At 55.1% G+C, this 19,288-nt stretch carries 14 protein-coding genes; 6 read left to right on the forward strand and 8 right to left on the reverse strand.

Annotated elements, in window-relative coordinates; all coding sequences use genetic code 11:
* Positions 1 to 16: 16 nt before the first annotated feature.
* Together ACN28Q_RS16795 and ACN28Q_RS16800 are read right to left on the reverse strand one after the other, a co-directional pair.
* Positions 17 to 2,599, reverse strand: a complete 2,583-nt coding sequence (locus tag ACN28Q_RS16795; protein WP_095847382.1) for a TonB-dependent receptor plug domain-containing protein — start codon at positions 2,597 to 2,599, stop codon at positions 17 to 19.
* A gap of 45 nt (positions 2,600 to 2,644) precedes the next feature.
* Complete coding sequence (locus ACN28Q_RS16800) at positions 2,645 to 3,472, reverse strand: TonB family protein (protein ID WP_095847383.1); 828 nt, start codon at positions 3,470 to 3,472, stop codon at positions 2,645 to 2,647.
* 751 nt (positions 3,473 to 4,223) lie between these two features.
* Here ACN28Q_RS16800 and ACN28Q_RS16805 point away from each other — a divergent pair.
* Together ACN28Q_RS16805 and ACN28Q_RS16810 are read left to right on the forward strand one after the other, a co-directional pair.
* Positions 4,224 to 5,345, forward strand: coding sequence for an aminotransferase class V-fold PLP-dependent enzyme (locus ACN28Q_RS16805; protein WP_095847384.1), 1,122 nt, complete (start codon positions 4,224 to 4,226; stop codon positions 5,343 to 5,345).
* 220 nt (positions 5,346 to 5,565) lie between these two features.
* Positions 5,566 to 7,335, forward strand: coding sequence for an EAL domain-containing protein (locus tag ACN28Q_RS16810; protein ID WP_095847385.1), 1,770 nt, complete (start codon positions 5,566 to 5,568; stop codon positions 7,333 to 7,335).
* A gap of 49 nt (positions 7,336 to 7,384) precedes the next feature.
* Here the strand turns inward: ACN28Q_RS16810 and ACN28Q_RS16815 are convergent, their stop codons facing one another.
* Positions 7,385 to 8,938 carry a sensor domain-containing diguanylate cyclase gene (locus tag ACN28Q_RS16815; protein WP_165907095.1) on the reverse strand — a complete coding sequence of 518 codons (1,554 nt, stop codon included), beginning with the start codon at positions 8,936 to 8,938 and terminating at the stop codon, positions 7,385 to 7,387.
* Positions 8,939 to 9,457: 519 nt separating this feature from the next.
* Here ACN28Q_RS16815 and lpxL point away from each other — a divergent pair.
* Positions 9,458 to 10,381 (forward strand): LpxL/LpxP family Kdo(2)-lipid IV(A) lauroyl/palmitoleoyl acyltransferase, encoded by a 924-nt coding sequence (gene lpxL / locus ACN28Q_RS16820; protein WP_095847387.1) that lies wholly within the window; start codon positions 9,458 to 9,460, stop codon positions 10,379 to 10,381.
* Between the two features lie 40 nt (positions 10,382 to 10,421).
* On the opposite strand, the gene ACN28Q_RS16825 is transcribed toward lpxL, so the two are convergent.
* The 4 genes from ACN28Q_RS16825 to ACN28Q_RS16840 form a co-directional block, all read right to left on the reverse strand.
* The gene (locus ACN28Q_RS16825) at positions 10,422 to 11,024 is read right to left on the reverse strand and encodes an alpha/beta hydrolase (RefSeq protein WP_095847388.1); all 603 of its coding nucleotides are present in this window, start codon (positions 11,022 to 11,024) and stop codon (positions 10,422 to 10,424) included.
* 18 nt (positions 11,025 to 11,042) lie between these two features.
* Positions 11,043 to 11,993, reverse strand: coding sequence for a glutathione S-transferase family protein (locus ACN28Q_RS16830; protein WP_095847389.1), 951 nt, complete (start codon positions 11,991 to 11,993; stop codon positions 11,043 to 11,045).
* A gap of 70 nt (positions 11,994 to 12,063) precedes the next feature.
* The gene (locus tag ACN28Q_RS16835; RefSeq protein ID WP_095847390.1) at positions 12,064 to 12,471 is read right to left on the reverse strand and encodes a DoxX family protein; all 408 of its coding nucleotides are present in this window, start codon (positions 12,469 to 12,471) and stop codon (positions 12,064 to 12,066) included.
* Positions 12,472 to 12,560: 89 nt separating this feature from the next.
* A complete protein-coding gene (locus ACN28Q_RS16840; RefSeq protein WP_095847391.1) occupies positions 12,561 to 13,490 on the reverse strand; it encodes a LysR family transcriptional regulator in 930 nt (309 codons plus the stop codon).
* A 291-nt stretch (positions 13,491 to 13,781) separates the two neighbouring features.
* Here ACN28Q_RS16840 and ACN28Q_RS16845 point away from each other — a divergent pair, with 291 nt between their 5' ends.
* From ACN28Q_RS16845 to actS, 3 genes are all read left to right on the forward strand, one after another.
* Complete coding sequence (locus ACN28Q_RS16845; RefSeq protein WP_095847392.1) at positions 13,782 to 15,998, forward strand: TonB-dependent receptor; 2,217 nt, start codon at positions 13,782 to 13,784, stop codon at positions 15,996 to 15,998.
* A gap of 63 nt (positions 15,999 to 16,061) precedes the next feature.
* Complete coding sequence (locus ACN28Q_RS16850; RefSeq protein WP_095847393.1) at positions 16,062 to 17,075, forward strand: ABC transporter substrate-binding protein; 1,014 nt, start codon at positions 16,062 to 16,064, stop codon at positions 17,073 to 17,075.
* 195 nt (positions 17,076 to 17,270) lie between these two features.
* Positions 17,271 to 18,023 (forward strand): amidase activator ActS, encoded by a 753-nt coding sequence (gene actS / locus ACN28Q_RS16855; RefSeq protein ID WP_095849071.1) that lies wholly within the window; start codon positions 17,271 to 17,273, stop codon positions 18,021 to 18,023.
* 51 nt (positions 18,024 to 18,074) lie between these two features.
* Here actS and lldD read toward each other — a convergent pair whose 3' ends face one another.
* Complete coding sequence (gene lldD, locus ACN28Q_RS16860) at positions 18,075 to 19,217, reverse strand: FMN-dependent L-lactate dehydrogenase LldD (RefSeq protein ID WP_095847394.1); 1,143 nt, start codon at positions 19,215 to 19,217, stop codon at positions 18,075 to 18,077.
* Positions 19,218 to 19,288: the final 71 nt, after the last annotated feature.

The raw sequence follows: 19,288 nt of genomic DNA on the forward strand, positions 1-19,288 counted from the left end.
TGGCGGATACGCGGAGTTACCAGGTGTAGGCGATCCCTAGCCAGAACTGGCGGCCGGGTTTGTAGGTGACGACGCTGGTGCTTGAGTTCGCCAACGTTTGTGAGGTTTCCACCACGTTATCAAACACGTTCAGCACATCCAGCGTGATATCCAGCGTCTGATCTTTATAGATGGGCTGTGAGTAGTTAAAGCGCCAGTCGTAGGAGAAGAAGTCGCCGTATTTCATACCGGTGTACATAGTAGGCCTGCCGGTATAATCGCCACAGGCGCTATGGCCCCCAGGGCAGTCAACGCTAGAGGTGATATAGCCTTTATACCCTGAGGTGTAGGCCAGGCGTTGGCCCCAGGTGAGACGCGCGGCGGGGAAATAGGTATCCACGGTGAGGAACATATTCCACGGCGTGTTGAAATCCAGGGCATCAATATCGGCCTTATCCATCAGCTTATCGTCAAAAATAACTTTGACGTCATCCTGGCTACTTTCATCGTAATAGGTTTGCGTGCTGGTTTTATTTTTCGAAATATTTGCGCCCAGCGCCCAATTAACCTGGGCCCATTGGAAGTTATACGGGCTGATCGGTTCAACCGTCAGGGAGAACGAATTGCCTTCGGTGCTGGCGCTGTTGCTTAAGTAATAATGGCGCTGGCGGTTATCATCAAGATAGCTTTCCTGGCCAAACTGATCGCGGCCTTTGCGGTGCACCCATTTTACCGTCCAGATGGTATCCATCACGCGCTGGGATATCCCCAAATTCAGCTCATCGCTAAACGGCGTATTCAAATCTGAAACGTCATAGGTCGCCACATTGGCGCTAATCGGCGCGCTCCAGTCGCTGCTGGCGCTGGTGCGCGTTTGCGTGTAGCGTTCATTAATGCCCGAGCGCAGTTTATAGGCCAGCATGTTTTGTGCATAGTAGCGGTTTGCCCCGCCGAATACGCGGGTGGAACGATCGCCAAATACATCATAAGAAGCGGCCAGACGCGGCGCAATATTCAGGTTTTTTAAATAATCGTCATAAGATAACCGCACCCCCGGCGTCACCTCCAGGCGAGCGAACGTGATGCTATCCTGAAGATAGGCGGCATAATTGATATAGTTGCCTTTAACGCTTCGCCCCGGGTACAGGGTGCGAGTGCCGGCAAATTGTTCACCGTCAATGCACAAGGCGTCACCCGCCTGACAAACCACATCGGCGTTAACGTATCTTGCGTTGGCGGACACCAAACTCGTATAAGCATCACTGAAGCGGCGATATTGCGCGCTATAAAAATCCGTTTGCCAGCCAAAATCTAATTGGTGCTGCGTGCCCCACAGTGCCAGCGGATTCAGTTCGTAATCCTGTTTCAGCGTGGTGGTGCTTTTTTCCGTCTCGTAAGTGCCATATCCGCCAATCTGGGATGCGTTGGCGGAGGTTTGCCAGTCAATGGCGTCAGAGGTGAAATTTAACGTCGGGCTGTAATAAATCCAACTGCTGAACAGGTTGGATTCGTGCTCGATTTTGTTCCGCTCATGTTGATAACCAGCCAGACTGGTCATTTTCCCCCAGTTGGCGTTATGCTCCCATTCAATATTGAAGCGATAACCGCCGCCGGTGTTGGTATAGGAGCCGTTTTTCACATTTTGCTTATAATATTTGGACTCATGCGGCGCATACATGCCGGTAAGGCGAATGATATCGCCGTTATCGGCCAGATAAGTGCCTTTCAGCAAGTAGGTTTCGGCAATGCGTTCCTGATCCGTCCACTGATCCTGCCAGGTGTGATAGTACGGAATATCCGACTGCTGGCGATTATAGGCAAAAATAAAGCCCGCCTTATCACTCAGCGGTTGGTTAAAGCTGGCGGTATAAAACTGCTTCTTAAACTTGGGTTGATTATAGAGGTTGGTGGCGGATTCAAAGTTTTCGCGGTTACCCGCATCCACGTGATAACGCGTCCAGCTATCGCGCGTGGTGCGATAGGATATTTTACCCGAAGCCTTGCTCAGATCCGGATCTTTCAGTTTGGCGTCCACCACACCGCCGGTAAAGTCGCCGTATTTAGCGGAGATATTGCTGTCGAAGACTTCCAGTTGTTCAATCAGCTCGGCATTGATCCAGAATGACTGTGCGCCGCCGGCCGGTAGATCGGTTGGTGAATAGCCGTCAGGGGTAGAGCCTAATTCGCCGCCGTTGGCGCCGGGGTTCATGGTGCTGTTGTTGGACAACCCGTCGATCATGTAGTTGTTTTGGTAAAACTTCTCGCCGTGGAAAGAGACATTCTCCGGCGCGATTTCGCCCGGTGCATCGCCGTTATCCGCCGTATTGGCAAACTGCACGTTAGGGTTGTTTTTCAGCAATTCCGTTACCGAGCCGTTGCGGGTCGGCATTTTTCTAATTTGCTCGGCGGTTAAAATCTGCGTCCCCATTGATTGGCTGGTTGGCGTTGAACGGACCAGGATCGTATCCTCACCGGCGGCTGTATCGCCGCCCTGTGCGCTACTCTCTGTTTCCTTCTCGTCCGCCGCCGGCGTGCTGCTGCCCTGGCCGTTATTATCCTGCGCGAAAGCTGACGATGACAATAATGACAATATCATCATCAAATACATGTTTTTATTCATTATCTAACTATCCCCGGTATTGAAAAAGACGCTTTTTTTTATGACTTAATTTTCCAGCCGGATATTGCCATCCAGCTTAAACACAATGGATACGTGTTGATCCGCCATGGCGGTCTGTGCTCGATAACGCCAGCGAGCCATGTCTTTTACTACCGATGCGGCAAATACGCCGGCCGGTTCTTCGCTTAACATACGAATATTGGTCACGGTACCGCTGGCAGTAACGTCGAACCGCACACGCACACGCCCCTCGACGCCGAGTGAACGGGCGCGTGATGGATAATTGACCCGGCGGGTTAAGGCCGTTAATTTTTGCGCATTGGCGCTGCCGGCACCCTGTTTGGCCTGACCATTGTTGCCATCAGGCGAAGTGGCCGTCCGTCCAGAGGACACCGCAGATGAAGCGTGCAGGGATGCGCCCGATGTGTTGGCGGTTAACAACTCGGTTTGATGTCCAACTACCGGTGGCTGGCTGCTGTGTAATTGAGGCGAAGGTTTCTGTACCGGGGGCGCTTTTGTAACCGTTTTTTTCACCGGTTCTGTCGTCGGCTTTCTTTCCATCGGCGTTGCTGGGCGTTTTTGTGGCACGATGATGCGCGGCTTGTCCGCCAGCGGCAGCGCTATTTTATCGATCGGTGGTGGCGTGTGAGCCGGTGTCGGCGCCGTCTGGCCAATTTCTGGTGCTGTGTGTTGCATTTGCACCAAGGTAAAATTGAGGCTATCGCCAGCTTTGCCCATCAATTCTTTGCCAGGCTGCTTCGAGCGTGCCGCGTATTGAATCATCGCGATCAGCCCCAGATGGAGTAACGTTGAAAACAGCAGGAATGCAGCGTGTCGCCATAGGGAAGGGGGGGATTTAGGGTTTTTCATCATCGGAAGTTAATGAATATCTCTCAGTCGAACACGCAACAATGTTACCCAGCCGCAAGCAAGCATTTACCCTAAGATTCTTCTTCCCACCGCAATGAAGCCTGGCCAATCATTTCTTATTGGCCAACAACTGTCCCTTGATATTGCGTTCGACAAGGTCTCTACGGCGGTGCAGTAACTGCCGCAGACAACAGGCTAATGGGATGGTTACGATCAAACACGGAGACATTCTTTTATCGGTAGGCGTCTCGTGTTAATGAGAATGATTATACGAATAAGAACTATTAGTGCAATAACTATTTCAAAAAATTGCAAAATGTTAAAATTGTTAGGTTTTGTGGTTGGTTGTAGTTTCTTATTGTTTGATACGGAGTTACTTAAGATGATGATAACCATATGGAAATAATGGTTATCTCTGCCGCGCGCATACTTGTGCTGTGGCGTATTTTTATCGTGTTTAAGTAAAAATAATAACTCAGGGATATTCTGTATTTTCAAAAAAACGGTTAATCGGAATATTTTTATTACATTAGAGGGGCTTTATGTCAGTTATGTGGAAAATAATGCCGATGACGATTTATTTATCGATAAACAATATTACACTACTCCGTTCTCTCATAAATATAGCCGCTATGGCGAATTTACCGGAACATGATGTGCATTCGCTGGAAGACGCCGGCGTTAGTGATATTCTGTTGCCACGACGTATCTTGATGCTGGCGTTTCGCCATCCGTTTTAACCAAGGAGATTTCTGTGAAACTAACCCCACCGGCAGAACTGCTGCCGGGCGATCCCCGCTTTGGCTGCGGCCCATCGTTGATCCACCTGGACGATCTGTCCGCCCTTAAGGATTTTGGGCCGCATCTGTTGGGTACCAGCCACCGTAAAGCGCCTGTGCGTGCGCTGTGCGGCAGCATTCAACAAGGGCTGCGGGAGCTGTTGTCCGTTCCGGAAGATTACAGCATTGTGCTTGGCAACGGCGGCGCCACGGCGTTGTTCGACATGGTTGGGCTGGGGATGGTGAAATCCCGCATTGTTCATCATGTTTGCGGCGAATTTTCCGATAAGTGGTTTAAAGCGTCCAAACGCATCCCGTGGATCAGCGCGGAGGCCCAGCGGGTTGAGTACGGCCAGGGTTTCAGTGAGTTTGTTACCGCCGGTGCAGACGTGGTGACGACGACGCTGAACGAAACGTCCACGGGCGTGATGAACACCGCATTGCCGCAGGTGGGGGACGATTGCCTGTTGGCGGTGGATGCCACCAGCGGCGCCGGGCAAATTCCCTGCGATCTTTCCCGCGTTGATCTGTTTTTCTTTTCGCCGCAGAAGGTTTTCGCCAGCGAAGGCGGATTATTCGTGGCGATATTGTCACCGAAAGCCAAAGCGCGCATCGCGGAGATTGCCAGCGATAGCACGCGCTATATCCCGGCATTCGCCGACTGGACGTTAGTGCTTAGCAACAGTGAGCAACAACAGACCTATAACACACCGGCGGTAGTCACTCTGTTCCTGTTTGCAGAACAGCTGAAACGTATGAATGCGTTGGGCTTTGCTGAAGTGCAGCGCCGGGCCGCGCGCAAAGCCGAACTGTTGTATCAGTGGGCGCAGGAGCGGGAATATCTCAGCGCCTATGTGGCGGAGCCGGGCTTGCGCTCAACCACCGTCGCCACCATTGATGTGGACGCGCGGATCTCCGCGAGCAAACTGATCGCTTATCTGGACGCGCAGGGCTATGCTCACGGCATTGATGGCTACCGGGCGCTGGGCCGCAATCAGTTGCGCATTGCATTATTCCACAACATCGCTTTTGACGATCTGCGAAGGCTCACCGCTCTGATCGATTTTCTGGTCGCCAGCGGTGAATTCGCCGCTTAACCTCCCGGCGGCACTGCAAAAGTGCCGCCTTTTATCTGCGGCGCGCCACTGCCCAATATCGAACGTACTCTCAAGCGCGGCCCTGCGCTTTAGCCAAACACCCAGTGCTTTATCTTTGCAGATAGCGTGCACAGTGGCATAAAACCATTACACTAGAATGGACTTCTTTTTTTCATAAGCGCAGATTGGCCATAACGTCTGCAATTGGATAAAAATCAACGTGTTTACTGGCCTGAATAAAAACGAAGAAAAAAAACTGGCTACGCTTGAGCTGCTTAAAGCCGAAGACAACGTGCGCGATCGGGCGTTGGGTGAGTTTGCATGGCTGGCGAGCATGGTCATGGGCGTGCCAGGCTATTTCGTGACGATTTTTGATAATGCCTATCAAAACATCAAATTCGCAAAAAATGTGCCTTTTTCTGTTGGCCGGCAGCCGATGGCCGAAGCCTTGTATCAGCAAGCGCTGGCGGCCGGCGGCCCCGTTATCTGCCCAGATACGCGTGCCGATCAGCGGTTCAAAAACCACCGCGTGGCTCGCGATGGCTCCGTTATCTTCTATGCGGCGGCGCCGTTGCGAACGCGGGATGGCTATGTGTTGGGTTCGCTCTGTGTAGTCGATCGCTGCCCGCATCACCCGTCGCAAGACGATATCGCCAGCTTTCTGCGCATTGCTGCGCTGGCCAGCGTTTATCTTGAGTCCCGTTACTCGATTGGCCGTATTGATGCCTTGACCGAGCTACCGAACCGGCGGCAACTGCATCTGGACATTGAAAAACTGGCTGAAGAAGGGGTGCATACGTCTTACAGTTTGATTCTCTTTGACTGTATTGATATGCCCAGAGCCTATGAGCTTTCCCGTTATCTGGGGGTCGCGGCGGTAGAACGCATGTTGAAAGACTTCAGTTCATTGCTGCGCCTGCGGCTTAATCTGCGGAAAAAAACGGTGTTATATGCCTTTGCCACCGGCCGGTATGCGGTTTTGGTTAAATCGCGCAATGCCAAACGGCTTATTCAAAAAGCGGCATCCCTGGCGTCAACGGATGCAAACATCACCACCGACGTGAATATCACGCTTGATATCCATGCTGGCTATGTTTCGTTTAAACCGGTTCAGGCTTCGGTACATGAGGTTTTTCGCCATGCGATCAGCGCCCTGCATGAAGCCATCAGGCAAATGCGGCCTGTTCAACCCTTTGATGTTGAACTGGATAAAAGAAGAAACGATGAGTTCAGGCTGCTGTACGATCTCGGTGAGGCGATAGAATCCGAAGGGCAGATTTACCTGGTCTATCAGCCGAAAGTCTCGCTGGCGGACGGCCATATGGAAGGCGTGGAAGCGCTGTTGCGCTGGCAGCACCCGGCGAGGGGGAATATCTCCCCGGCAACGATCATTGCGCTGGCGGAGAAAACCAGCGTGATGGCCGATATTACCAAATGGGTTATCGCCAGGGCGCTGGCGCAACTTAAAGAATGGCGCGCCATGGGCATTCGCATCCCTATTTCGATCAACGTGAACGTCAGCGATTTATCGCAACCCGGCTTTGCCGACCGGCTGGAAGAACAGGTGCATGCCGCCGGCCTTATCCCCGCCGATTTGCGCATTGAGTGCCTGGAAACGGAAAAGGTGCTGGAAAGCACCGTCGCCCTGCATGAACTGGGGCTGCTAAGGCAAATAGGTTTCTGGATTTTGCTGGATGATTTCGGCGCCGGGTATAGCAATATCAACTATCTGCGCCGTATACCGTTGGATATTATCAAGCTCGACAGCTCGTTAATCAGCCAGATCACTACGGATCCCGGCAGCCGTATTATTGTCAGAAATGTCATTGTGATGCTGAAAGAGCTGGACTATATCGTGCTTGCCGAAGGGGTCGAAGATGAGGAAACGGCGCTGATGCTCAAGGAATTCGGCTGTGATGAGGCGCAAGGCTATTATTTTTCCAAACCGGTTTCACCCAAGCAAATCCAGGCCTTGCTGTTAGGCCCGTAGTCAGCGGGCGCTATCACATTTTCTCACGCGGCGTTTAGATGGCCGGCAATCAACTGTAGACGGTCACGCGGTTGCGCCCGCCGGCTTTGGCACGATACAGCGCCTGATCGGCATAGTTGAGCACATCGTCGGCGTTGGCGTTATCCTGGCTGAATGCCACGCCAACCGAGATGGTGACCGTGTGCCCGGCGATCAGGCTATTCGCTTCGATTCCGGCGCGCAGGCGTTCAGCGATATCATGCCCCTGAGCCGGATCGGCGTTTGGCATCAGCACCAGAAATTCCTCTCCCCCCAGGCGGAACACCACATCCTCTTCACGGCAATAGCGGGTCAGCAACTGTGCCACCTTTTTGATGGTTTCGTCGCCGGTTTCATGGCCCCAGGTATCGTTAACCTGTTTGAAATGGTCAATATCTATCGCCAATGCGGTGAAGTCTTGCTTAATGACCTGCCACTGCTCCAGCTTGAACTGCAGCCCCCGCCGGTTCAACAGACCGGTCATAGGATCGGTCAGCGTTTCTTGGCGTAACTCATTCATATTTTTGTTCAGCAGCGTCAGGCCGACAAGCAGCGCGCGTTTAATCTCGCGGGATTCGAAATACCATGAGCGAATAATACTGATATTTTCAATCGTCTTCGGCGAGTTCATTTGCCTGGCCTGCACGGCAAGCTGCCATAATGGTCTTGCCAGGAACAGCGAGATGATTAGCGCCAGAATGGTAGTGAGGATGCCCCAGGGCGCGGCGTTCCAAATCACGCGCTGCTGTAAAACGGTGAGTGGATGCAGGGTGGTCGACACGGGTTTATCCACCAGCACCGTCCAGCCGGATGAGGGGATCAACGCAAAGCCGGCCAGCGTTTGCTCCTGTGTCGTGCTGCCAAGCAACGCTGAATCGCTGGTTTCGTGGTCAAACAGGCCAGAGGACCACGGTTCCAATTTCCCACCCTTTTTATCGTTGTCATACAATACGTTGCCGTCGGCATCCATCACGCGCAGGCGCGTGCCGTCGCGGTAGTATTGCTGGCCGAGCAGCAGGTTCAAAATACTGTTCTTTTCAAGATAAATAGAGCCGCCAACCAAGCCAAGCCGTTCCCCATTCTTATTCTTTATTGGGGCGGTGATCAGCACCACATAGTTATGGTTTGCGGTGACAAACGGCGGGCTGACTGCCGGTGCGTCTAAATGGAGCGCCTTATCCAGCGCATCGTTGGTCGCCACTCTTCCCTTGGCATTCAAATTTTCCGGCGCAATGGTGCGAACCAACCTGTAGTTATTCAGCACCAATACCGAATTGAAACTGCTGGTTTGCCCGTGTAGCCGGCGGACTTCGCTTTCGAGCAGCGCATCATTATTAAAGTCGTTGCCGAGTATTTTTGCGCTCCAGCTAAGCTGTGCGAAGGCGTTTTGCAAGAACAGTTCGGTGGTATTGGCCAGCTTTATTGCCGCCACGCGGTTTGATTCCTGCGTGTTGTTAAACATCACCTCGCGCTGCACGTGAAATGCCGCCAGCAGTATGTTCAGTGCTGTGATGAGAATGCTGGCAATCACCAGGCTGGTAATGAGATAGCGGAGATCAATCCGTGGCAACAGCTTATGGAACATAATGATCGCCTCTGACTGGTGGGTAAACGTGAAGCGATATGGCGGTTTGCTGCCGTATCCGCATGCCATGGTGTGGGCCGAGAGGCGTGTAAGGATGACCGTAAATGGCATCTGTCTCGGGTTGGCTGATAAATGCCTCGGATGATCTTAGGATCGCTATCTTCTGTCAATGAAAAACGGTGTAATTTCACCCGCTTTCGCCGCGGCGTTTGGCGGGGTTTTCCGTGCGCGGCATTGGGCTGAAAGATAAGCGGAGGGGGGTATTAGCCCACACGGCCGGCAGGAATAAATATTTCTGCCGAAAAAGGGCGATGTAACATAAATATGCAGGGAAGTGTGTCACACTGTGCGAGGTAAAACTGCACAAATTTTCGCCTGCAAAACGGTTTTGTTCTGGCGGTGAATCACAGAATAAAGCCATGCTCTGGTGTTATAAACCGGCCTGAATAGCCAAATACAGCGGCTATGGGCGGAACCTGTGTTCATATTGGGAATTATCCATCACAGAGATAAATAATTATGGCTCGATGGCCTGCTCTGCAGTTGTGTCATTTCCATCCCCGCTATTGGAGCCTGTGGTTTGGGCTGGCGGTTCTCTTCTTACTGGTTCAGTTACCTTATGCATTTTTGTTGGCGTTAGGCTGCCGCCTGGGGCGCCTTTCCATGCGCTTTATGAAGCGCCGCGTCGCCATTGCCAAACGCAATCTGGCATTAAGCTTCCCCCATCGTTCCGCCAGCGAGTTGGAAACGCTGCTGATAGATAATTTCTCTTCACTGGGTATCGGGCTGATGGAAACCGGGATGGCCTGGTTCTGGTCCGATCGGCGCATCAAAAAGTGGTTCAGCGTGACGGGGGCAGAGAATTTGGCGGCCGCCAGCGCTTGCCAGCGTGGCGTGATCGTCATCGGCGTGCACTTTATGACGCTGGAGCTGCATTTCAGGCTGCTTGGGCATTGCCGGCCAATGACAGTCATGTACCGGCCGCATAATAACGCGGTGCTGGAAATCATGCAGAAATGGGGGCGTGAGCGTTCTGGCAATACGTTGGTTGACCGTAAAAACCTGATTGGCATGGTGCATATTTTGCGCAACGACGGCGTTGTCTGGTTTGCCCCCGATCATGACAACGGGCCGAAAGGCAGCGTGTTCGTGCCGTTTTTTGCCGTTAAGCAAGCAGCCACCAGCAATGGGACGTTCACCATCGCCAGGCTGGCAAAACCGGCGTTGATCAGCGCCGTGGTGGTGCGTAACCCCGACGGCTCTGGGTATCAGCTCAATATCTCACCGGAACTGCATCATTACCCGTATGACGATAATCTGGCGGCGGCAAACTATGTGAACCGCGTTATCGAGCAGGAAATTATGAAAGCGCCGGAGCAATATCTTTGGCTACATCGCCGCTTCAAAACCCGCCCGCCCGGCGAAGCCTCTTGCTACTCGTAAAAAACGCGCATCGCCCGCTATTTGGCGGGTTAATGCGCCGTCAGTGGCCAACGCGAGCAATAAACGTTTCCGCCAGGCTAACGCCAGTGGCGGACAGGCTATGGCCAAGCCCCGCCAGCACGTGCAGTTCGCTATCAACGCCTGCCTGCTGCAGTGCGTGCTGCGCCCGTTCGCTTTCCTGCCATGGGATCACGTTGTCGGCGTCGCCATGGATCAACGCGACCGGCGTATCCAAGGCGAACTGGGCGGCGGCAGGCGGCACCAGCCGGCCGGAAAAGGCCACGATGGCCCCGTAGCGGCTACGGCCGGAAGCGATGGTATCCAGCGCCATAATCGATCCCTGGGAAAAGCCCACCAACACCACCTGCTGGGGGCGATCGGCCAGGCCGTGCTGCGCCATGATCTGGGCAATGGTCTGGTCGAATCCCGCGCGGGCAGCCACGATGCGCTCCAGGCGGTTGTTTTCGGTCACGCCGTCGACGCTAAACCATTGGTAGCCGCCGCCGTAATTGAACGGCCACGGCGCATTGGGCATGGCGAAGCTGGCATTGGGCCAGCGTTGCTGCCAGATCTGCGGCAGTTGCGTAAAATCATCGCCCCGGCTGCCAACGCCGTGCAAAAAGATTATCAATGATGGGGTCATCAGTTTTCCTCGTTGCCGTTATTCAGCCAACATCGGCCCGATGGGCACGATGCCATTCGGGTTCAGCGCCTTGATGGAATAATACCCCTGCTTGATGTGATCAATATTGACCGTCTCTTTGACGCCGGGGATAGCCAGTATCGCCATCATATAGCGATGCAGCGCAGGGTAGTCTTTGAGTTGGCGCAGGTTGCATTTAAACAGGCCGTGATAGGCCACGTCGAAGCGCACCAGGGTGACGAACAGGCGAATATCCGCCTCGGTAAACTGTGTGCGCAACAGCCAGGGGCCGGCCTGCGCCAGCCGTGCTTCCAGTTCGTCCAGCATGGCGAATACGCCGTTGGCCGCTTCCTCGTAGGCCGCCTGGGTTGTCGCAAAGCCCGCGCGATAGACGCCATTGTTCAACTGCGGGTAAATGCGTGCATTCAGTGCGTCAATTTCGGGCGCCAATGCTGCCGGGTAAAGCGAGTAGTCATCGTTGGCCAGCGGGCCAAACCCGCTGTCCAGCATGCGCAAGATATCGGCCGATTCATTATTGACGATGGTTTGGCGCTTTTTATCCCACAGCACCGGCACCGTGGCCCGGCCGGTATAGTGGGCGTCCGCGCGGGTATAGAGTTCGTGAATATAATCGGTGCCGTTCAGGGTATCGCGAGTGGCGCCCGGGTAATCGCCGAAGCGCCAGCCCTGATCGCCCAGATAAGGCTCCACCACCGAAACGGCGATCGCCTGTTCCAGCCCTTTCAGTTTCCGCGCCATCAGGGTGCGGCTGGCCCAGGGGCAGATCAGCGCCACATACAGATGATAGCGGCCCGGCTCCGCCTGGAAGCCGGCATCGCCGGTTGGGCCAGCGCTGCCATCGGGCGTGACCCAGTGGCGAAAGCTTGATTGCTGGCGCAGAAAGCGCCCTTGCTTATCTGAAGCCTGCACCGGGTGCCAGTCCGCCATCCATTTACCGTCAACTAACATGGTTTCCTCCTGCCTGGGCCGCTGTGGGCTATGCGGTGGCACCCTGGCGATTGCAGAGTGCCTGCGTGGGTTATTTGCGTTTGCAGCTTGGTTTCAGAGCATAAGGGCCGTCGCCGATCAGTGCCAGGGAAATCAGGCCGACAATCCACAGCGCCGGGAATTCCCAACCGCCGTTCGGGTTATTGAAGAAGAACCCTGCGTGAATGTGCACGCTGAAAATCGCCCCCAGCAGGATCGGGATCGAAAGCAGCGCGGTAATACGGCTCCAGATGCCAAGCAGCAGCGTTACGGCGGTAAACAGTTCCCACAAAATGGTCACGTAAGCCAGCCAGCCCGGCAGGCCGATGGAACCAAAGAAAGCCGCGGTGCCGCTTGGCGTAAAGACAAAAATTTTCATCCCGGCGTGGGCAAAAAACAGAATGCTTAATGCTACACGCAGCAGCAGGGCGGCATACGGGGCGGTTTTGTTATCGATCATGTTGGTATCCTCAAATTAACGTCATTGCTGTAGGAACAAGATACACTCTTTCCTGTATCCGCATTAATCCGCCAAAATGAGATTTATTATTACGTTTTTGATAATAATGACTGCCAGCCTTGATCCCATTCCGGTTCCCCACGGTAGTGTTCAACCAGAAAGTTGATCAGCGTACGCACCGTGCCGGCCAGTGAACGGGCCGCCGGGTAAACGGCATAAATACCCAGCGCGGGCGATTCCATGGTTTGCAACACGGCGGTCACTTCGCCGCGCTGCAGGCTGGGGCCGGCGATAAAGCTGGGGATACGGGTGATGCCCAGCCCCTGTTTGGCCGCGACCAGGCAGGCTTCGGCGTTGGAAAAGTGCAGGCGGCCGGGAATGGTCACCGTTTGCTCTTTGCCCGCCAGGGTGAATTTCCAGCTAAAGGGATCGTGGAAGTTGGTATCGATAATGCAACTGTGCTCCAGCAGCGCCTGCGGGGTTTGCGGCACCCCGCAGCGTGCCAGATAGGCCGGGGAAGCCAGGTAAACGATGCGCGCATCGCATAGCCTGCGGGCGATCATGCTGCTGTCGGCCAGATTGCCGATGCGTATTGCCAGATCGTACCCCTCATCGACCAGATGCACTAAGCGATCGGCGAAGTTCACATCCAGGTGGATATCCGGATACAGGCTGGCAAACTCGGTCAGCGCCAGGGTTAATTGCGCCGAGCCGAACGAAATGGGGGCGGAAAGGCGCAGGCGGCCAGAGGGCATCGCCGCTTCGTTGCGGATCGCAATATCCAGCGTATCCAATTCCTCCAGCAGCAGCTTGATGCGCTCATAATAGGCTTTGCCCACATCGGTTGGTGCCAGCGCGCGGGTGGTGCGTTTGAATAACTGCACGCCAAGATAGGTTTCCAGGCGGCTGACCAGCCGCGAGGCCTGGGCTGCGCTGGTATTCATCCGCTCAGCGGCTTTGGCAAAACTGCCGAGTTCATAGATCGCGACAAACATGCGATCGCAGCTCAAGCGCTCCATCTTGATTCCACCCCGTTTATTGACCCGCGATTACTGTAACACAGGCGTTCACCCGCGCGTGAAATAGAGATTACGGCTTCGAGTAAATAATATAATGAAACTGGTCTTCTTTATATTGATTATATAAATACTACTTTATGGTTATTTAATTTACAGCCGTTGAGTAATATCGATAAATTAATTTTCACCCGGCGGTGTTAATAATTTATGGATAAAAAAAGCATGATCGCGATCATTAAAATAAGCGTTTGCTAAACGTAGTATAAAGCTTTATACAACGCTGGGTGGAATATGAATAATAATCAAAGGAAGGCGCTCTTATTATGTGCGCTGGCCAGTCTGCTATCGCCTTTAGCACTGGCTGAAACCGCTAAAAAAAATGCCGATCAGAAAGCGGCTGCCGGCAGTGCGAACCAGGAAGAACTGATGGTGGTAACCGCCAAAGACGCGGCGCAGCCTTCAATGGAAGACGCCGCCGCCGGGGCGGGCTTTGTCACGCAGGATATCAATTTAGGGCCGATAGGGGATAAAGACTGGGTAGATACGCCATATTCTACCAATACCGTTACCCGGAATATGATCGATAACCAGCAGGCGAGAAGCGTGAGCGAACTGCTGAAATATGCGCCCAGCACCCAGATGCAGGCGCGTGGGGGCATGGATGTCGGCCGGCCGCAAAGCCGCGGCATGCAAGGCAGCGTGGTCGCCAATAGCCGTATGGATGGGCTGAATATTGTTTCCACCACCGCCTTCCCCGTGGAAATGCTGGAGCGGCTGGATATTCTCAACAGCCTGACCGGTGCGCTATACGGCCCCGCCAGCCCGGCAGGGCAATTTAACTTTGTACAGAAACGCCCCACGGATCAGCCGTTAAACCGGGTTACCCTGGGGTATCAAAGCCGCAGCGCCATTTCCGGCCATGCCGATCTGGGCGGCCACTTTGACGATGAGAAAAAATTTGGCTATCGCCTGAATGTGCTGAATGAAGAAGGCGAAGGCAACGTGGATGACAGTACGCTGCGCCGCAAACTGGTCGCCATCGCGTTGGACTGGAATATTCAGCCGGGCACCAAGCTGGAGCTCAATGCCAGCCAGTACGAATTCGTCCAGAAAGGCTACGTTGGCAGTTTTAGCTACGGCAAAGGGATCGATCTGCCGAAAGCACCGGATCCTAAACAAAAAGCGTTTACTCTGAGCAGCGCCGGGATGGATCTCACTACCACCACCGCCAGCACGCGCCTGATCCATTACTTCTCGCCCGACTGGTATATGACCGCCGGCGTGGGCTACCAGCAGGCTGACCGCGCCATGCGTTCGGTCGGCAGCACCATCACCAATAATCAGGGCGATATCAGCCGTTCGCTCAGCGATTCGGCGGCGGCCGGGCGCTTTAGGGTGTTGAGCAACACCATAACCTTAAACGGCCACGCCGATACCGGCGGCATCGGGCACGATCTGGCCTTTGCCACCACCGGGTATAAATGGTCGAACTATTCCGCTAAAGAAAGCAGCACGCGCTATGATCTCGGTACCACGAATATTTACGCCCCGTCGGCGCTGGAGGAGCCTTCCGATGGCACAATCCGCAAGCACGGCGCACGTTACAAAAACAATGAGAGCAGCCAGCAGAGCATTACCGTGGGCGATACCATCACCTTTACCCCACGGTGGTCGGCGATGTTTTACCTCAGCCAAAGCTGGCTGGAAACGCGCAGCTACAGCAGTACCGGCAGCAAGACGAGCCAGGGGAATCAAAATGGCCTGAGCCCGACGGCGGCGTTGATGTACAAAATCACCCCGGCGGTGATGGCCTATATCAGCTATGCCGATTCCCTGGAGCAGGGCGGCACCGCGCCGACCGACCAGGGGGTGAAAAACGAAGGCCAGACGCTTAACCCCTATCGCAGTAAACAGTTGGAAGCGGGGCTGAAGGCCAACGTCGGCGGCATGAATTTAGGCACGGCGGTGTTCCGCCTGAAACGCCCCTTCGCCTTTGTCGATCCTGACGATATGGTCTACAAGGAACAGGGCGAGCAGGTGAATAACGGCCTGGAATTGACGGCCAGCGGCGAAGTTTATCCGGGGCTGAATATCTACAGCGGCATCACGCTGCTTGATCCGAAGCTGAAAGACACCGTATCGGCCAGCACCAGCAATAAACGGGTGGTCGGGGTGCCGAAAGTTCAGGGCAACCTGCTGGTGGAATACGGCCTGCCTTCGATGCCGGAGCTGGTCTACACCGCGAACGTGCATTACACCGGCAAACGTGCGGCCAACAATACCAACACCACTTGGGCAGACAGCTATACCACGCTGGATCTCGGCGTACGCTACAGCCACAAAATCTCGAACGTGCCGGCCACCTGGCGGGTTGGGGTGAATAACGTCACCAACGAGCACTACTGGGCTTCTATCTTCCCTGGGGATACCGATGGCAGCGGCAGTTCCGCCAGCGCATTCCTTGGCAACGGCCGCGAAGTTCGGGCTTCCGTCACTTTTGATTTTTAATCAATCACCATGATAAGGAACACCGCCTGCCGCCGTTCGCGGGGGCAGGGGTGGCTGAAAACGATGCCTCTCACTTTTCTTCGCTGTTGCCGCGCCGCCCTGTTGGCGGCCGGTGTATTACTGGCGCCGGTATGCGGCCTGGCCCAGCCGGGCGCCGAACTGCCGGCCGGCGCGGTTCGCATTGCTTCGCCGTGGCCGGCGCAAAATACCATTATCGCCATGCTGGGGTATGGGCCGAATATCGTCGGCACCTCGCTCATTGCCCAGAAAATCCCGCTATTCAGGCAGGCGTTCCCGGGCATTGTGGATGTGCCGGCCATCAGTATGAATAGCAACCACGAGATCAACCCGGAACAGATTATTGGGTTGCGCACGGAGCTGCTGTTCGTGCCGGAAAACATGCAACTGCCGCAAAAAGAGATGCTGGCGGCCGCCGGGGTGAAGGTGCTGGCGTTTAAGGCCAATTCGATGCAGGCGTTGGTCGAACGGGTGCTGGCAACCGGCAAGGTGCTTGGGCCTGACGCGCAGGCCAAGGCGGTGAAGTATCAACAATACTTTGCCGATAACGTGCAGCGGGTGCGCCAGCGTTTGCAGGGGCTGCCGGCAAGTGAAAAGGTGACGCTCTATCACAGCATGGGGAGCGCGCTCATCACCACCGGCCGGCCTTCGCTGAACCAGGACTGGATGGATCTGGCCGGCGCGCAAAACGTGGCGGAAAACTGGTTCCGTGGCAAGCCGAACAGTTCGGGCGAGGTGCCGATGGAAACCATCGCGCAGGCCAACCCGGATGTGATTGTGGTGATGAACAAGAAGGACGCCGAGGTTATGCGGCATTCCCCGCAGTGGCAAGGGATCAACGCGATAAAAAATCACCGTGTCTACGTCAACCCCCGGGGAATGTTCTGGTGGTGCCGGGAAAGCAGCGAAGAGGCGTTGCAGTTTCTTTGGCTGGCGAAAATGCTGTACCCCGCGCGTTTCGCCGATATCGATATGACGCAGGAAACCTGGCGTTTCTACCATGAGTTCTTTGGGCTTGTGCTAACGCCCGCCGAGGTGAAGGCCATCCTGAATCCGTAGGGAACAACCGGCGGTCTTGCTGTTATGCGCCGTTGTTTAACCCATAATAGTTAAATTAAATCAATGTATTATGGGTTTTTGCTGCGTACAGGTAAATAACCGCCTCAAGTTTTTGACTGCCAAACCGCAGATGTTAATATGGCTGCTTTCTACGCCGCTGACGTATTGTGTAATCTGCTGATTGGGGATGGAATATTGAGCACTGGAAGCAAGCGGGTTTTACTGCAACGAATAACCCTATGCCTGTTGGCAGGGCTACTGCTGGCAGGTTGTTCCAGCAAAAATAGCTATAACCGCAATTACGATACGCTGCCGAAAGGCACCTATAGCGGCAAGACCTACACCGTTAAGCGCGGCGATACGCTGTACTACATTGCCTGGATCACCGGGAATGAAGTGAGCGAACTGGCACGCGCCAACAAAATCCGCCCGCCCTATAGCCTTGAAGTGGGGCAGGTGCTGCGGCTGAGCGCATCGGCGCCGGCGCGTGCTTCATCAGGCAGCCGCAAGGCAACTGCTTCGGCGATCGTCACGGCACCGCCGCCGGGCACATCCCGCTGCTGGCGCTGGCCGACCAACGGGCAGGTGGTGCTCAAGTTTTCTACCACCGACGGCGGCAACAAGGGGATTGATATCGCCGGCAGCCGCGGCCAGCCGGTGTACGCTTCGGCAAAAGGCCGGGTGGTGTATGTCGGCAACCAGCTGCGCGGTTACGGCAACCTGATCATGATTAAGCACGGGGAAGAGTTCATCACCGCCTATGCGCATAACGACACCACGCTGGTGCGCAACGGGCAGGATGTCAATGCCGGGCAGAAGATCGCCACTATGGGCAGCACCGGCACGGATTCCGTGCGGCTGCATTTCCAGATCCGCTATCGCGCCACCGCCATCGATCCGCTGCGTTATTTACCTGCACAGGGCACTACCCCGCGCTGTAGCGGTTAAAGCAAAACGCCGCGGGGCTGCCGCGGCGTTTACCATTCCCAGCACGGCGGTTTAACCGCGGCCGTTAACCAGCGAATCGGCATTAATATCGGCAATGGACTTCGCGCCGGTGAGCGTCATCGCCACGCGCATCTCTTTATCGATCAGCTCCAGCAGGTTGCTCACTCCGGCTTCGCCGGCCGCCGCCAGTGCGTAAACAAAGGCGCGCCCCAGCAACACGCTATCGGCGCCGAGCGCGATCATGCGCACCACGTCCAGCCCGGTGCGGATGCCGGAATCGGTCAGGAGAGTAATATCGCCTTTCACCGCATCGGCGATGGCGGGCAGGGCGCGTGCGGTCGAGAGCACGCCGTCAAGCTGCCGGCCGCCGTGGTTGGAGACGATAATGCCGTCGGCCCCAAAGCGCACGGCGTCTTTGGCGTCTTCAGGATCCAGAATGCCCTTAATGATCATCGGCCCTTGCCAGAACTCGCGGATCCACTCCAGATCTTTCCAGGAAATGGACGGATCAAAGTTGGCGCCGAGCCAGCCGATGTAATCTTCCAGTTTGGTGGGTTGGCCGCGGTAGGTCGAGATGTTACCCAGATCGTGCGGTTTGCCGTTAATGCCGACGTCCCATGCCCACTGTGGGTGCACCATCGCTTGCAAAACCCGGCGCATCGCGGCATTCGGGCCGCTCATGCCGGAGTGGGCATCGCGGTAACGGGCGCCGGGCACCGGCATATCCACGGTAAACACCAGCGTTTTCACCCCGGCCGCCTGGGCGCGCTCCAGTGCGTTGCGCATAAAGCCGCGATCTTTGAGCACATACAGTTGGAACCACATCGGCCGATCGATGGCCGGCGCCACTTCTTCGATTGGGCAAACGGACACGGTGGAAAGGGTGAACGGAATGCCCTTTTTGGCGGCGGCCCGCGCCGCCTGTACCTCACCGCGCCGCGCATACATACCGGTTAATCCCACCGGCGCCAGTATCACCGGCATCGCCAGCTTTTCACCGAACAGCGTGGTTTCCAGGCTCAGATCCGACATATTGCGCAATACGCGCTGGCGCAGGGCGATATCCGCCAGGTCGGCAGTATTACGGCGCATCGTATGTTCGGCATAGGCGCCGCCATCAATATAGTGAAACAGGAAAGGCGGTAATTTTGCCTGGGCGGCGGCACGGTAATCGGTTGAAGCGGAGATAATCATAGTTTGTATCCTTATGCGTTAACTGAAAGCCCCCAGTTGGTTAAACCCTGCGGCGTTGCACAGCGGCCGTT

Source organism: Gibbsiella quercinecans (genome assembly GCF_002291425.1).
GTDB classification, from domain to species: domain Bacteria; phylum Pseudomonadota; class Gammaproteobacteria; order Enterobacterales; family Enterobacteriaceae; genus Gibbsiella; species Gibbsiella quercinecans.